This is a genomic window from Rhizobium sp. 10N414 (genome assembly GCF_056394785.1).
This window is the reverse complement of sequence record NZ_JBFTIN010000015.1, coordinates 75,733-90,758: the sequence shown is the minus strand read 5'-3', so window position 1 is coordinate 90,758 and position 15,026 is coordinate 75,733. Positions and strand designations below refer to the sequence as shown.

Genomic DNA, 15,026 nt, shown 5'->3' with positions numbered 1-15,026 from the left:
TTCCGGGCTGCTCACCTTGCGGACCTCGCCGACGTCGATCGCCATCAGATCCTCTACCTGAAGCCTGCGCTCCTGGGCATGCAGCGCGAGCGGCATCGAGACAAAGCATACTAGGCCAACATGTCGACGTTTTTTCATTGGATGCTCTCTGTGCCGGCGACGCTCGGCACTCTAGAGACCGCTTGCCGGCTGTCGAGAGGTGGGCGCGCGAAATGGTACGGCGCCCCCGAACAAAGGGGGCTGTCAGCGCCGCTGTGCAGCATGGAAAGTGGCTTGAAATGTCACGTTTCGATTACAATTTCATTTTGAGGCCGTCGGGCTGAGGTGGAAACCGCTTCGTCCCGGCGGCGCTTTCATCAACGGAGATGATGCCCATGCGCAGCATTCTTGTGTGTGTGATGATTGCATTCGCATCCTGTGCTTACGCGCATGATGCGCCGTCGGGCTGGAGCTATGAGCCGTTCTGTTGCAATGGTGACAGCGAGACCGGCGACTGCCAGATGATCCCACCAAAGAGCGTAGCGATCACGCCGCACGGCTATCGAGTGACGCTGCTGCCGGGGGATCACCGGCTTGTCACGCATGCGCATGTGTTCCTTCTTCCCATGGGCAAAGCGATGCGTTCGGGCGATGGCGACTACCATCTCTGCCTGTTCCCGAACGAGGATACGCCGCGCTGTTTCTACGCGCCACAGATGGGCTATTAGCTGCCGTCGATCCCGGCGGCGTTCATTTCCGCAAGAATCCAATTTCGGAATGCCTTGATCTTAGGGACGTTGCGACGGTTCTCCGGATAGGCGAGCCAATAGCCTCGGCCATCGGTGCATTGCAGTTCGAATGGGCGGATCAGCTTCCCGCTTGCAAGCTCTTCCGGATAGAAGTCGGGCGTCAGGATCGCGACACCCTGGCCGGCGACGGCAGCCGCGGCCTCATAGGCCTGGGCGCCGTAGAAGCTTGTGCTTCGCTTCTCGAGGCTGGGAATCGGTACACCAGCTGCGTCCAGCCATTGGTGCCACCAAGGATCAGTGGGATCGAAAATCCGAAGCTTCAATAGGTCGGCGGGCTCATGAATGCCGCCAATGCTTTCCGCGAGTGCCGGGCTCAGCATAGGCGTGAAGTAGACGTCCATCAGTTTGTCCGCCCGCAGGCCGGGCCACTCGCCCCTGCCTGAGCGTATGCCGACATCGACCGCTTCGCGGCCGAAATCGACCAGCGAATCCGACGTGCTGAGCCGTACGGCGATATTCGGATTGGCGAGCTGAAAATTGCCGAGCTTACGCGCAAGCCATTGGGACGCGAATGTCGCCAGGCAGGTGATCTGTAGCGTTACCTCCGTTTCGCCGCGTGCCTCGGCCATCGCGAGTTGCAGCATTTCGAAGGCTTCTGTGACCTGTGGAGCCAGCCGTTCTCCAGTCTCGGTCAGACTGATGTGACGTGGACGACGCAGGAACAGCGGCTCGCCGACATTCTCCTCCAGAAGCTTTATCTGGTAGCTCACGGCAGTCTGAGTCATGCCGAGTTCTTCGCCCGCGCGCGTAAAACTGCCGAGCCGCGCGACCGCCTCGAAGACCCGCAGGGCGTTCAACGGAAATTGCTTCGACAGCTTCATGGATAAGTTCTCTTTATGTGTTCCGACGATTGTTCGATTGGAATTGCAGCATTTATTGGCACAATCTGCAACTCAACGGATCAGATTATTGAGGTGAAGTTATGGATTGCGCCGTTATCGAACAAGAGAGCCATGCAAGGGCTGCCGGGACTTCCAGTTGGCTCTCCGGCTTTGGCCGAAGGCTGCTGCGCCGGCTTTCGGAATGGGACAGGCTGGAGCTCGAGGGTATGCCGGATCGCGTGAAGCGCGACCTTGGTTTCATGGATGGACGCGAGCCGCGCTACGACAGGGAGTTCTAGCGGTAGGGCCCGGGATGGGAACGATGGCAGCACCGCGACGTGCTGCCCGTCATGTCAGGCCCTCTTCATCCGCTCGACGGCCATCAGCACCCGCTCGGGCGTTGCCGGTGCATCGAGCTTCGGGCAGACCTTGTAATTTGCGACGCTGGCGACAGCCATCGAAATGGCCTCGAGCACCGAAATCGCCAGCATGAAAGGCGGTTCGCCGACTGCCTTGGAGCGGCCGATCGTGTGCTCGGCATTCTCCGACCATTCGGCAAGCCGTACGTTGAAGACCTTCGGTCGGTCAGAGGCGAGCGGAATCTTGTAGGTTGATGGTGCGTGCGTGCGCAGCCGGCCCTTTTCATCCCACCACAATTCTTCCGTCGTCAACCAACCCATGCCCTGCACGAAGGCGCCCTCGACTTGTCCGATGTCGATCGCCGGGTTCAGAGAACGCCCGACGTCGTGCAGGATATCGGTGCGGTCGATGAGGTATTCGCCCGTCAGTGTATCAATCGATACCTCCGAGCAGGCTGCGCCATAGGAATAGTAGTAGAAGGGCATGCCGCGGCCGGCGGCCCGATCCCAGTGGATCTTCGGGGTCTTGTAGAAACCGGCAGCCGAAAGCTGGACGCGGGCGAGGTATGCCTGCTTGACGAAATCCGCAAATGCGAACTCCTTGTCGCCAACGCGCACGCGGTTTGGCAGGAAGACGACGTCCGATGGAGGGACGCCCCACTTGTCGGCGGCAAAGGCGACTAGCCGTTCCTTGATCTGGCGCGCGGCATCGTAGGCGGCCATGCCGTTCAGGTCGGAACCCGAGGAGGCTGCCGTCGCCGAGGTGTTCGGCACCTTGCCTGTTGTCGTCGCCGTGATCTTCACATGCTCGATATCGACCTGGAAACTGTCGGCCAGCACCTGCGCGACCTTGGTGTAAAGACCCTGGCCCATCTCCGTGCCGCCGTGGTTCAGATGGATCGAGCCATCCTGATAGACATGCACGAGCGCGCCCGCCTGGTTGAAGGCGGTCATGGTGAAGGAGATGCCGAACTTCACCGGCGTCAGGGCAATGCCCTTGCGGATGTAGCGGCTATTGCGGTTGAACTCGATGATGGCGTTGCGGCGCGCCTGGTACTCAGCGCCTTCTTCCAGTTCGCCAACGATGCGTTCGAGGATGTTGTCTTCGACTTCCTGGTGGTAAGGCGTCAGTGTGCGGCCAGAGCCGGGCTGGCCGTAGAAATTCAGCTTGCGGATCTCCAGCGGGTCCTTTCCGATCGCATAGGCGATCTCTTCGATGAAGCGCTCGGCCCCGAGCATGCCCTGCGGTCCGCCGAAGCCGCGAAAGGCAGTGTTGGAGACTGTATGGGTCTTCAGCGGTTTCGAGCTTAGATGAACATGCGGATAGAAGTAGCTGGAATCCGCATGAAAAAGAGCGCGGTCCGTGACCGGGCCTGAAAGGTCGGAAGAAAAGCCGCAGCGCGCCGCATAGGTCGCGTCGACCGCGTAAATGCGGCCGTCATCATCGAAGCCGAGTTCGTAGTCGACAAGGAAGTCATGGCGCTTGCCGGTGGCCGTCATGTCCTCATCGCGATCAGGTCGGAACTTGATGGCACGCTTCAGTTTCTTGGCGGCGATCGCTGCCAGGGCCGCGAACTGGTTGCCCTGGGTTTCCTTGCCGCCGAAACCGCCGCCCATCCGGCGGACATTGACGGTGATGGCATTCGACGGAATATTCAGCACGTGACCGACGATATGCTGGATTTCGCTCGGATGCTGGGTGGACGACCAGATGACAACGTCGTCGTCCTCGCCGGGGATGGCCACGGCGATATGGCTTTCCAGATAAAAGTGCTCCTGGCCGCCGATCCGCATCTGGCCATTCAGCCGGCGCGGGGCATTTTCCATTTTCGCCTTCGCATCGCCGCGCTGCAGGGTCATTGGCGTGATGACGAGTGGGCTGCCGTTCTCGAGCGCACCGTCAATATCGCTCCAATGCGGCAGGTCGCGATACTCGATCTTCGCCTTGCGGGCGGCCCGCCGGGCAATCTCGCGCGTCTCGGCGATGACGGCGAAGATCGGCTGGTTGTGGAATTCGACCTTCTTCTCGGCGAGCAGCGGCTCGTCGTGGCTACCGTTGGAACTGACATCATTGACGCCGGGAACGTCCTTGCCAGTGAGAACCCAGACAACGCCGGGCGTCGCTTCGACCTCCGAGAGATCCATGCTGACGATTTCGGCGTGCGCCCGGTCGGACAGGCCGAGTGCGCCGTGCAACAGGCCGGCGGGCTCCGGAAGGTCGTCGATGTAGTCGGCCGATCCGGTCACATGCTTGTGCGCGGAATCGTGGCGCAAGGCATCGTGCATCGCGCCGTTGATGATGAATTTGGGATCGGCGAAAGTCGACTTGTCCATTATGCCACCTCCTCGAAGCGGTGGAGCTCAGCTGGTGCGCCGGATGTTTCCAGGAAGAAGCGCGTCAACAGGTTCTTCGTCGTCAACTGGCGATACTCGGCCGTTGCGCGCCAATCGCTCAGCGGTTGGAAGTCGGCGTCGAACTCTGCACGCACTTCTTCGATCGTTTGTTCGTTCCATGGCCGGCCCATAAGCGCATTCTCGACGTTGCGCGCACGCTTCGGCGTTGCGGCCATGCCGCCGAAGGCGATGCGGATGTCGTTAACGTCGCCTTCGCCGTCCAGCGTCAGATAGAAGGCGCCGAGAACCGCCGTGATGTCTTCATCGCGGCGCTTGGTGATCTTGTAGACCGCAAACTGGGTTTCTTCTGCCGGGTAGGGCACGAAAATGCTCTCGACGAATTCGCCGGGGCGCCGATCCTGCTTGCCGTAGTCGATGAAGAAATCTTCCAGCCGCAGCATGCGCGTTCCGGCCAGGGAGCGCAGCTTCACCGTCGCTCCAAGGGCAATCAACGGTGGTGGCATATCGCCGATCGGCGAACCATTCGCGATATTGCCACCGATAGTACCCATGTTGCGCACCTGATCGCCGCCGATGCGGTTGATGAGGCGGCCAAGCGTCGGAACCTTACCGGCGATAGTCTCGAAGGCGCGGCTGTAGGTGACACCCGCGCCGATCGTGAAGCCGCCGTCGCCAGCGGTGAGCGACTGCAGATCGGTCAGATGGTTGATGAAGACGACGGGGTCCAGGGCACGCATCTGCTTGGTTACCCAGAGGCCCACGTCGGTCGATCCGGCGACGATCGTGGCGTTCGGCTCTTCGGACAGCACACGGGCCAGCGCGTCCAGTGATCCGGGCAGAGTCAGTCGGCCCTCCGCCGTGGTGATCGTGACGGTCTCACTGTTTCGCATCGCCCAGAGGCGCGAGATGATCTCGGAGCGGGTTTTCTCCAGCGGATCAAAGAGCGCGCTCGGGCGGGTGTGGCTCACCTGCTCGGCCGCCTTCACGATCGGCTCATAGCCGGTGCAACGACAGAGATTGCCTTGCAGTGCCTTTTCGATGTCTGCGCGGCTCGGCTTGTCGTTGGAAAGCCAGAGGCCATACATCGACATGATGAAGCCCGGCGTGCAAAAGCCGCATTGCGATCCATGGCAATCGACCATCGCCTGCTGTACCGGATGAAGCGTGCCGTCCTTGGCGGCCACATGCTCGACAGTGACGACATGGGTGGCGTTCAGCGACCCCATGAAGCGAATGCAGGCGTTGACGGACTCATAGTGTAGCTTGCCGTCTATCAGCCGTCCGACAAGGACGGTGCAGGCGCCGCAATCGCCCTCCGCGCATCCTTCCTTCGTGCCGGTCAGCCGGCGCTTCAACCGGAGATAATCGAGAAGCGTCTCGGTCGGCCGGACATCGCCAAGCGTGATGTCCTCGCCATTCAGGATGAAGCGGATGCTGTCGTTCATATTGTTCCCTGGTTTTTATCTTTGTTTTGAATGGTTATGCCGCGGTCCAGCCTCCGTCAATCGAGATGTGGGTCCCGGTCACTTGCCGAGCCTCGTCGCTTGCGAGGTAGAGAGCGAGCGCGCCAATCTCTTCGGCCTTGACGAATTCATGCGTTGGTTGCGCCTTTAGGATCACCTCGGTCTTGACCTGTTCCTCGGTGATGCCGCGCGCCTTGGCCGTATCCGGGATCTGCTTCTCGACGAGGGGCGTCAGCACGTAGCCTGGGCAAATCGCGTTCACGGTTATGCCGAATTCGGCAAGTTCGAGCGCGGCGGTCTTCGTCAGGCCCAATATACCATGCTTTGCAGCGACATAGGCGGATTTGAAGGGTGAGGCGACCAACCCGTGCGCGGAGGCGATGTTGATGACGCGGCCTAGCTTCTTTGCCTTCATCAACGGAATCGCCGCCCGCATCGTGTGAAACGAGCTGGACAAATTGATGGCTATGATCTGGTCCCACTTTTCGATCGGGAAGTCTTCGATCTTCTCGACATGCTGAATGCCGGCGTTGTTGACCAGCACATCCACACTGCCGAAGGTCTTGGCGGCCGTTTCGATCAGATCCGCGATTTCGGTCGGCTTTGTCATGTCTGCCGGATGGTAGATCGCCTTTGCCTCCGAGACTGATTCAAGCGTCTCGACTATCGCCTTGATTTCCTCGGGCTTTCCGAAGCCGTTGATGACGACGTTGTCGCCCTTGCCGGCAAAGGCTGTCGCGATCGCAAGCCCGATGCCGCTGGTGGATCCGGTGACGACGACTGTTCTGGCCATGCGCTTCTCCTCAGGGTGTTTTGCGACGCAATAGAGCTGAGGTTATGCGCAAAGCATCTCTGCTGGCAATTGCGGTCAAGGCAAAACTCCTGTGTCGAAGCGATGGCGGGTTCTTTCCTCAATCGCCCTCCTGTCCTATTGATTTCTCCCGACAATCACGATCAGCGGGAGGGCTGGCATGAGCGGGTATGTTCTGGCAATCGATCAGGGGACGACGTCGACACGGGCGATCGTCTTCGACGGCGAGATGAAGATCGCCGGTGCGGGCCAGAAGGAGTTCCGCCAGATCTATCCGCGATCCGGTTGGGTCGAGCACGATCCAGAGGAAATCTGGGATTCCGTCATCTCGACGATCAAGATGGCGATCCGTGAGGCCAGGATCACGGCAAAGGACATTGCGGCGCTTGGCATTACCAACCAGCGCGAGACGGTTGTGGTCTGGGAACGCGAGAGCGGCAAGCCGATCCACAACGCGATCGTCTGGCAGGATCGCCGCACCGCAAGCTATTGCGACAAGCTGAAGAGACAGGATCTCGAAAAGACTTTTACGAAGAAAACCGGCCTTCTCCTCGATCCCTATTTCTCCGGCACCAAGCTTTCGTGGCTGCTCGCGAACGTCAAGGGCGCACGGGCACGCGCCGCCAAGGGCGAATTGTGCTTCGGCACCGTCGATACGTTCCTGATCTGGCGGTTGACCGGCGGCAAGGTGTTCGCGACCGATGCGACGAACGCCTCTCGCACGCTGATGTACAACATTGCCGACAACACGTGGGACAGGGATCTCCTCGACATCCTGCGCGTTCCGGTAGCCATGCTGCCCGAGGTAAAGGACTGCGCCGACGATTTCGGCACGACCGAGAAAGCAATCATCGGAGCGGAGATCCCGATCCTCGGCGTCGCCGGGGATCAGCATGCCGCGACCATCGGGCAGGCCTGCTTCGAGCCGGGCATGATGAAGTCGACCTACGGCACCGGCTGCTTCGCTCTGCTCAACACCGGCAGCGACATGGTTCGCTCGAAGAACCGGCTGTTGACGACGATCGGCTATCGGCTGAATGGCGAGACCACCTACGCGCTCGAAGGCTCGATCTTCATCGCGGGAGCCGCGGTGCAGTGGCTTCGCGACGGGCTTGGCATCATCGATACCGCCTCGCGCACCGGCGAGCTGGCCGATGCCGCGGATCCGACGCAAGAGGTCTACCTGGTTCCCGCCTTCACCGGCCTCGGCGCGCCGCATTGGGATGCCAACGCCCGTGGGGCGATCTTTGGCCTGACGCGCAACAGTGGGCCGAAGGAATTCGCTCGGGCCGCGCTCGAGGCGGTCTGCTACCAGTCCCGCGATCTGCTCGATGCCATGCACAAGGATTGGAAGGGCGGCGTGGAGAGCACCGTCCTTCGTGTCGATGGCGGCATGGTTGCCTCCGACTGGACGATGCAGCGGCTTGCGGACATTCTCGACGCGCCTGTCGATCGGCCGGTCATCCTCGAAACCACGGCGCTTGGCGCTGCCTGGCTTGCCGGCAGCAAGGCCGGTGTCTGGCCGGACCGCGTTGGGTTTGCCAAGAGTTGGAAACGCGACCGCCGTTTCGAACCAAGCTTGGACGAGAAGACGCGTGCGGCGAAGCTGAAGGGATGGCGGAGTGCCATCAAACGCACGCTTGCCGACGTCTGACGAGCGTGGTCCCGTTCGCTGAGGGTGCAGGTAGGTCGGCTATTCCTCGATCTCGCCAGCGGCTCGGCTCATGCGATGCTCGAGAAAAGTCAAACGGTTCTCCTTGATGGCTTGCAGGGCGGACATGTCGCTGCCCGCTATCTTCAGGTGTGGCAGATGCTCTCGGTAAACGAGTTCGAATATTGCGGCACGCGTGCCTGGATCGACAGGGTTGGCCTCGTAGACGGGTAGGTCCGCGTGGATCGAGGGGCGGCCCGTGGCCTGTTCGATGCGCGTGGAATAGACTGGCTTGCCTTTGATCCGCGTTGTCGTTGCCGACATGTCGGCGCAGATTTCAAGCGCCTGCAGGATCGTAAACCTCTCCTGTCTTGTGGGCAGAACAAACCGGTGCATGATGTCCATCGAGCGGCCACTGTCGCTCAGGTTGGCGATGATGGCGAGATCGCCGAGACGGATCATGATGGTTTGCGTTTCGTGCACGGTGACGAAGTCGAAGTCCTCACGATAGCGATCGTCGTCAATCGCGAGGATGACGATCGAGCCCAACACCTCTGGCGCGATATGCGCGCCGGTGTAGGGGGATCTGGCGAGGCAATGAATGTGATGCAGCGTCGCCCAGTCGGTGTTCTTGTCTTGCATCACCGCTTCCACGCGGTGATCGGGGTTGATCGGGATGGCGCCGTCCTTGATCAGGAACTTCAGGAAGATCCAGGAAAGCCAGGCAAACAGCAGGCGTTGTGTGTCACCGTCGAGATGGCGCAGAAGTTTCGAGTGTCCGCCTTCCATTAATCGCCGCACCGGTTGTTCAAGCTTTCTTCCGAGCATCGAATTGCAGTCCTTGCAGCAGGGGATCGTGTGGCGACCGTATCGGCGACCATGGTATTCGTGCGGCAGGCTGACCTCCTTGTCGTAGAGGTCGTACTTCCGCAGGATCCACTTGGGCAGGACGTGTTCCCGGTTGACCACTTTACTGTCGAGGGGTTCGCAGCAGATCAGGCACCGTGTCTTTTTGCTGACGAGGTCAATGAAGGTGTCGGTATCGATGTAGACCTTGGGGTCATTCAAATACGGTGAAGGCGTCATGTCCTTGTCTCCCGTCGGATCGATGAGGATAATATGCACCGAGTTTCCCGTCAGGTCGCGCGAAACTGCGGCGTGTTCGGACTTGCCTGTTTCAGTCACGGAGGAGTTGGCATGGTTGCGGTCACGGTGGAGCTGCGGAATGTCGAGGGTACGCAAGCGGCGATGGGGTGGGCCGGTCCGCACACCATCATTGTCGATCGTCCGGAGGGGAAGGCCGGTGGGCAGGGGCTCGGCTTCAACGGCGCACAGCTTTTGGCGCTGGCGCTCGGCGGGTGCTTCTGCAACGACCTGCGCTATGTCGCCGAAGAGATGGGCGTCTTGCTTGGCAGGATTGCGGTCTCGGTAGTCCTGGAGCTCGAGGGGAGCCCGCTGCTCGCCAAATCGGCCAAGATGACCGTTCTCTGCGAAAAGCAGGATGGCGACGGCGCCGAACGTGTGATCGAACGGGCGAAGGAGGTCTGCATGGTCGCCAATTCGCTGGGGCGTGGGGTTGCAGTTTCGATTGAGCATGCCGCCTAGTCTAGGCCCTATAGCCGGAACTGAAGCGGGCACGACGGGCACTGACGGGTTGAGATGACCGCCAGCAAAGGCTATGAGCTGCCGACCGCAAGCGGCTTCCGCAAACCAACAAGGGCGCATCCTGCATGACTCCAGAGTTCCTCGTCACTCATTCCGGTGGCTTCCATGCGGATGAGGTGCTGTCGAGCGTCATCCTCACCCGGCTCTTCCCGCAGGCTCGAGTGATCCGCAGCAGGGCGCCGGAGTGGATCAAGCCGGGCGCCGACCGCATCATCTATGACGTCGGCGGCGCGTATGATGCCTCTCAGCGTATCTTCGACCACCATCAGCGTGGCGCACCGCTGCGTGACGATGGGCAGCCCTACAGTTCGTTCGGCCTGGTCTGGAAGCACTACGGCCACGACTATCTTGTTGTCACCGGCATTCCAGAGGCTCACGTCGCGGCCTTGCATGCCTCGTTCGACCTCTCCTTCGTGCTGCCGGTCGATCTGACTGACAATGGTGCGCTCAGCCCGTCCGGACCGCTGGCCGGGCTGACGCTACCGACCTTGCTGGAAACCTTGAAGCCGGTGTTCGACGAAACGGACGCGAATGCCGATGATCGCAGATTTCAGGATGCCGTTGCCATCGCCCGCAGTTTCGTCGAGGCGAAGATCGCTCAAAGCGCCGCCAAACTGCGGGCAGAGACGCTCGTGCTTCAGGCGATAGAGCGTACGGGGCAGGGGCGCGTGCTCGAACTTCCGATGGGAATGCCTTTCCGTCCCGCGATCGTCAAGGCGGGCGCCGATCACCTGCTCTTTGTCGTTCATCCGCGAGAAAGGGATTGGTGCGTCACCGGCATTCGCCGCGGGGACGAGGGGTTCGAACTTCGTGCGGATCTGCCTGCTGCCTGGGCCGGCCTGACCAATCACGATCTGGAGGCCGTTTGCGGCGTCGATGGCGCAACCTTCTGCCACAACGGCCGATTCGTCGCTGCAGCCAAGACACGCGAGGCCGCGTTAGCGATGGCCGAGCTGGCCGTGCAGGAGGCCATCAACGTCGGATCAGGCTGACTAGATGGAGAGGAGATAGCTGGCGCTCGTCAGGCCCGACCGTTTTAGCAAGAAAGGCTGCGACCGCAGACGTCGTCCGTTTGCCGCATTCGGCACGCCGGCCCCTGCCGTCAGGGCGGCGGCATCTCCTTTTGCGCGCTGCAATTTTTTGCTGCGTTCTGTCGGATGTCACGCTACTCCTTCGTCATTCAGGAAGAGGAGTAAGACATGCTTTATGCAATCCTTTGTTACGCCAATGAAGAAACGGTGTTCTCCTGGACCAAGGAGGAGGAAGACGCCGTGATGGCGAAGCTTTATGCGGTTCAGGCACCTTTGGCCGAGCGCGGCAAGCTTGGTCCTGTCGGCCGGCTGATGCCGACGACAGCGGCGACCACCGTGCGCAAGGGCAAGGAGGAACCGCTCGTTCTCGATGGCCCCTTCGCRGAAACGAAGGAAGCACTCCTCGGTTTTTACGTGGTTGATTTCGACACTCTGGAGGAAGCCGTTGCGTTTTCCAAGGAGCTCTCCACGGTCAACCCGGGTTCTACCTCTTACGAAATTCGGCCGTTCTACGTGTTCCGACCGGGAGTTTCTTCGGCATGACAGACATTGCCTGGATCGACGTGACGCTTGCTTCGGCCCGACCGAAAGCGCTTGGTGCGCTGCTCAGATACTTCCGCGATCTCGATATCGCGGAGGAGGCCTTCCAGGAGGCCTGTTTGCGCGCCATCCGTACCTGGCCGGACAAGGGGCCGCCGCGCGATCCGACGGCATGGCTGATCTTCGTCGGCCGCAACAGTGGCATCGACGCCGTGCGCAAGCGTTCGAAGACGCAGGCACTTCCTGATGAAGAACTGATCTCCGATACCAGCGATGCTGAGAGCGATATTGCCGAACGGCTTGATGATTCCAACTATCGCGACGATATCCTGCGGCTGCTCTTCATCTGCTGCCACCCGGATCTGCCGGCGACGCAACAGATCGCATTGGCGCTGCGCATCGTCTCGGGCCTGTCAGTACAGCAGATCGCGCGTGCCTTTCTTGTTGGCGAAAGCGCGATGGAGCAGCGGATCACGCGGGCCAAGGCTCGCGTTGCCAAGGCCGGTGTACCCTTCGAGACGCCGGACGCGCAGGAGCGGGCCGAGCGGCTCTCGATCGTCAGCACAATGATCTACCTGATCTTTAACGAGGGCTACAGCCAGGCGGATCCGAAGCACGACGCCTGTGCGTTCAGCGACGAGGCGATCCGGCTCGCGCGGCTCCTGCTGCGCATCTTCCCCGGCGAGCCTGAACTGATGGGTCTGCTCGCATTGATGCTCCTGCAGATCTCGCGGCGCCAGGCCCGTTTCAACGGTGAGGACGATATCGTGCTGCTCGAGGATCAGGATCGTTCGCTGTGGAACCGCGAGCTGATCAACGAGGCGCTGGCGCTGCTCGACAAGGCGATCCGCCATCGCCAACCGGGGCCTTACCAGCTGCAGGCGGCGATCGCTGCCCTGCATTCGCGGGCCAGGCGCGCCGAGGATACGGACTGGGAAGAGATCGAGCTGCTTTATCGCGCGCTGGAGCGTGTTCAACCGTCGCCGGTCATTACGCTCAACCGCGCCGTCGCCGTCTCCAAACTCAAAGGGCCGGACGTGGCGCTGGCACTCGTCGAAACGCTTGGCGAGAAGCTCGATGGCTACTTCTACTATCACGGCCTGCGTGGCGGTCTGCTGAAGCAGATCGGTCGTGCCCGCGAGGCGCACGAGGCCTTCGATCGCGCCATAGCACTTGCTCATTCGGCAGCGGAAGCCGCGCATATCCGCCAGCAGATCGACAGCCTCGCCCATGGGGCCGCGCAGCCGATCGCCAAATAATTCCAGAAATAATTGCGCCGGGTTGTCGGAACCGGAAAACCTCCCACGTCCTTGTAACAACCTGATCGAAAACAGGTTTCACTCAATAGGAGGAATGCCGAGATGACCGCAGAAGCCCAACACGAACTGGTTCTCGTCCGGGAATTCGACGCTCCGCGCGAGAAGATCTTCAAGGCCTGGACCGATCCTGTCCTGATGAAGGAATGGTTCGTACCACGTCCCTGGACCCTTGCTGATGTGAAAGTCGATGCACGGCCGGGCGGCTCGAACCTCATCGTCATGCGCAGCCCCGAGGGCCAGGAATTTCCGAACCGCGGTGTCTATCTGGAGATCGTCGAAAACGAGAAGATCGTCTTCACCGATGCGTTCACCAGCGCCTGGGTGCCATCCGAAAAGCCGTTCTTCGTCGGCATCATCCTGCTCGAAGACCTCGGAAACGGCCGGACGAAATATACCGCGAAGGCGCGGCACTGGACTGCGGCCGACAAGGAACAGCACGAGCAGATGGGCTTCCACGAAGGCTGGGGCAAATGCGCCGACCAGCTCGCCGAGCTGCTGCCCAGGATCTGAGACTAGAATCGAAACAGGGGGATAGAGGCATGTCTGCAATTGTTGATTCAACTGCCGGGCTTCCGCGCTGGCAGACCGTCACCGGCACTGTCATGAGCGGGCTGATCGTGGCCTTCCTGGTGTTCGACGGCGCGATCAAGCTGGTGCCGATCGTGCCGGTCACGGAGACTATGACGGCGCTCGGTTATTCGGGCGACCCGATGCTTGCTCGCGGCCTCGGTTCCCTGACGCTGTTGTGCGCGCTGCTCTATGCAATTCCGCGGACGTCGGTGCTCGGCGCAATCCTACTCACCGGTCTGCTCGGAGGCGCGATAGCGACGCATCTGCGTGTCGGGAGCCCGGTCTTTTCCCATCTGCTGTTCGGCGGCTATCTCGGGCTCATTGCATGGGGTGGCCTTTATCTCAGATACGAAGCCGTTCGGAAAATGATTCCATTCAGGCGCTGAAACCGTTGATTTCAGAATCAAAGTTCCGCCGCGATCCCAGGTCGCGGCGGTACTGCTTATCGATATTTTTCGAACGATCGGTTCCAGAATTTATGTTTGCCCTGAGGCCGCTCAGTCCTTATCTCCATCAGTAGATACAACGGGATGCGAGCGATGGAACTGGGCCTCTACACCTTTGCCGACGTGAACCCGAACCCGAGCCGAAGCAAGGGTGAGGAAGGGGCCGAGCGGCTGAAGCATCTGATCGATGAAATCGAACTCGCGGACCACGTGGGGCTCGACGTATTCGGATTGGGCGAGCACCACCGGCCCGATTATGCGGCCTCGGCTCCGGCAGTCGCTCTCGCGGCCGCTGCGATGAAAACGAAGAACATCAGGCTGACCAGCGCAGTGACCGTGCTGAGTTCAGACGATCCGGTTCGGGTCTTCCAGCAGTTCGCAACACTCGACCTGCTTTCGAACGGGCGTGCCGAGATCATGGCCGGACGAGGCTCGTTCATCGAGTCCTTCCCGCTGTTCGGCTACAATCTCGAGGACTACGACCAACTGTTCGAGGAAAGGCTCGACCTGCTGATGGCCCTCCGCGACGAGGAAGTGGTCACCTGGTCGGGTGAATTGCGTGCGCCGATCAATGGGCGTGGCGTTTACCCGCGGCCGCTGCAGGACCCCTTGCCCTTGTGGATCGCCGTTGGTGGCACGCCGCAATCGGTTGCGCGCGCGGGCGCGATGGGCTTGCCAGTGGCACTGGCGATCATCGGCGGCGAGCTGCGCCGTTTCGCGCCGCTGTTCGACCTCTATCGCGAGGCGGCTCGCCGAGCCGGGCAGGAGGCATCGAAGCTCAAGACCAGCATCAACGTGCACGGCTTCATCGCCGATACGACGGACGCTGCTGCCGATCAGTTCTACGGCCCGCAGGCCGAGGTCATGAACCGAATTGGCCGCGAGCGCGGCTGGGGGCCGACGAACAGGGCGCATTTCGACATGTCCCGCGGACCTAGCGGCGCGCTCTTCGTGGGCGATCCGGAATTGGTCGCGGAGAAGATCATCGCGCACCATCGGTTGTTCAAGAACGACCGTTTCCTGCTGCAGATGGCGATCGGCTTGATGCCCCACGACCAGATCATGCGCGGGATCGAACTCTACGGCACGAAAGTCGCGCCGCTCGTCAGAAAGGCATTGACTGAAAGCGACGAAGAGGCGAAAGCCACCGCCTGAAGCTGGAGCATGATGCCGTAAAGGATGAATTGGATTCTGAACGCCGTCGTGC

15 protein-coding genes are annotated in these 15,026 nt (G+C 60.9%); 10 read left to right on the top strand and 5 right to left on the bottom strand.

Translation table 11 applies throughout. The annotated features are described in order from the left end of the window. Window positions 1–374 precede the first annotated feature (374 nt). On the top strand, window positions 375–707 hold the full coding sequence (locus AC1DE4_RS15850) for a hypothetical protein (protein WP_018857532.1): 333 nt from the start codon (window positions 375–377) through the stop codon (window positions 705–707). On the opposite strand, the gene AC1DE4_RS15845 is transcribed toward AC1DE4_RS15850, so the two are convergent. Beyond that, entirely contained in the window at window positions 704–1,609 is a 906-nt protein-coding gene (locus tag AC1DE4_RS15845; RefSeq protein ID WP_018857533.1) for a LysR substrate-binding domain-containing protein, read from the bottom strand. The genes AC1DE4_RS15850 and AC1DE4_RS15845 overlap by 4 nt on opposite strands. Before the next feature lie 101 nt (window positions 1,610–1,710). On the opposite strand from AC1DE4_RS15845, the gene AC1DE4_RS15840 reads away from it, so the two are divergent. Further along, window positions 1,711–1,908 (top strand): hypothetical protein, encoded by a 198-nt coding sequence (locus AC1DE4_RS15840; RefSeq protein WP_037216974.1) that lies wholly within the window; start codon window positions 1,711–1,713, stop codon window positions 1,906–1,908. A 54-nt stretch (window positions 1,909–1,962) separates the two neighbouring features. Here the strand turns inward: AC1DE4_RS15840 and xdhB are convergent, their stop codons facing one another. From xdhB to AC1DE4_RS15825, 3 genes are read right to left on the bottom strand one after another with little or no spacing between them, the layout of a single operon-like run. Further along, a complete protein-coding gene (gene xdhB / locus AC1DE4_RS15835) occupies window positions 1,963–4,302 on the bottom strand; it encodes a xanthine dehydrogenase molybdopterin binding subunit (protein ID WP_477882009.1) in 2,340 nt (779 codons plus the stop codon). After that, window positions 4,302–5,768: a xanthine dehydrogenase small subunit gene (gene xdhA / locus AC1DE4_RS15830; RefSeq protein ID WP_477882007.1), complete on the bottom strand. Its 1,467-nt coding sequence runs from the start codon at window positions 5,766–5,768 to the stop codon at window positions 4,302–4,304. Before xdhA ends, xdhB begins: the two co-directional genes overlap by 1 nt. A 34-nt stretch (window positions 5,769–5,802) precedes the next feature. Continuing rightward, window positions 5,803–6,579, bottom strand: coding sequence for a 3-hydroxybutyrate dehydrogenase (locus tag AC1DE4_RS15825; protein WP_025660442.1), 777 nt, complete (start codon window positions 6,577–6,579; stop codon window positions 5,803–5,805). Window positions 6,580–6,757: 178 nt separating this feature from the next. Between AC1DE4_RS15825 and glpK the strand changes: the two genes are divergently transcribed. Continuing rightward, complete coding sequence (gene glpK / locus AC1DE4_RS15820; RefSeq protein WP_025660441.1) at window positions 6,758–8,251, top strand: glycerol kinase GlpK; 1,494 nt, start codon at window positions 6,758–6,760, stop codon at window positions 8,249–8,251. A 39-nt stretch (window positions 8,252–8,290) separates the two neighbouring features. Here the strand turns inward: glpK and AC1DE4_RS15815 are convergent, their stop codons facing one another. Next, the gene (locus tag AC1DE4_RS15815) at window positions 8,291–9,373 is read right to left on the bottom strand and encodes a hypothetical protein (protein ID WP_025660440.1); all 1,083 of its coding nucleotides are present in this window, start codon (window positions 9,371–9,373) and stop codon (window positions 8,291–8,293) included. Window positions 9,374–9,445: 72 nt separating this feature from the next. Between AC1DE4_RS15815 and AC1DE4_RS15810 the strand changes: the two genes are divergently transcribed. The 7 genes from AC1DE4_RS15810 (at window position 9,446) to AC1DE4_RS15780 (ending at window position 14,974) form a co-directional block, all read left to right on the top strand. Then, window positions 9,446–9,853, top strand: coding sequence for an OsmC family protein (locus tag AC1DE4_RS15810; RefSeq protein ID WP_018857540.1), 408 nt, complete (start codon window positions 9,446–9,448; stop codon window positions 9,851–9,853). Between the two features lie 125 nt (window positions 9,854–9,978). After that, a complete protein-coding gene (locus AC1DE4_RS15805; RefSeq protein ID WP_025660439.1) occupies window positions 9,979–10,905 on the top strand; it encodes an MYG1 family protein in 927 nt (308 codons plus the stop codon). Window positions 10,906–11,112: 207 nt separating this feature from the next. Next, on the top strand, window positions 11,113–11,487 hold the full coding sequence (locus tag AC1DE4_RS15800; protein WP_018857542.1) for a YciI family protein: 375 nt from the start codon (window positions 11,113–11,115) through the stop codon (window positions 11,485–11,487). Then, window positions 11,484–12,743, top strand: coding sequence for an RNA polymerase sigma factor (locus tag AC1DE4_RS15795; RefSeq protein WP_025660438.1), 1,260 nt, complete (start codon window positions 11,484–11,486; stop codon window positions 12,741–12,743). Before AC1DE4_RS15800 ends, AC1DE4_RS15795 begins: the two co-directional genes overlap by 4 nt. 102 nt (window positions 12,744–12,845) lie before the next feature. Then, window positions 12,846–13,313, top strand: coding sequence for an SRPBCC family protein (locus AC1DE4_RS15790; protein ID WP_018857544.1), 468 nt, complete (start codon window positions 12,846–12,848; stop codon window positions 13,311–13,313). Window positions 13,314–13,342: 29 nt separating this feature from the next. Then, window positions 13,343–13,759: a DoxX family protein gene (locus AC1DE4_RS15785; RefSeq protein WP_018857545.1), complete on the top strand. Its 417-nt coding sequence runs from the start codon at window positions 13,343–13,345 to the stop codon at window positions 13,757–13,759. A gap of 153 nt (window positions 13,760–13,912) precedes the next feature. Then, window positions 13,913–14,974, top strand: a complete 1,062-nt coding sequence (locus AC1DE4_RS15780) for an LLM class flavin-dependent oxidoreductase (RefSeq protein ID WP_025660437.1) — start codon at window positions 13,913–13,915, stop codon at window positions 14,972–14,974. Window positions 14,975–15,026 lie beyond the last annotated feature (52 nt).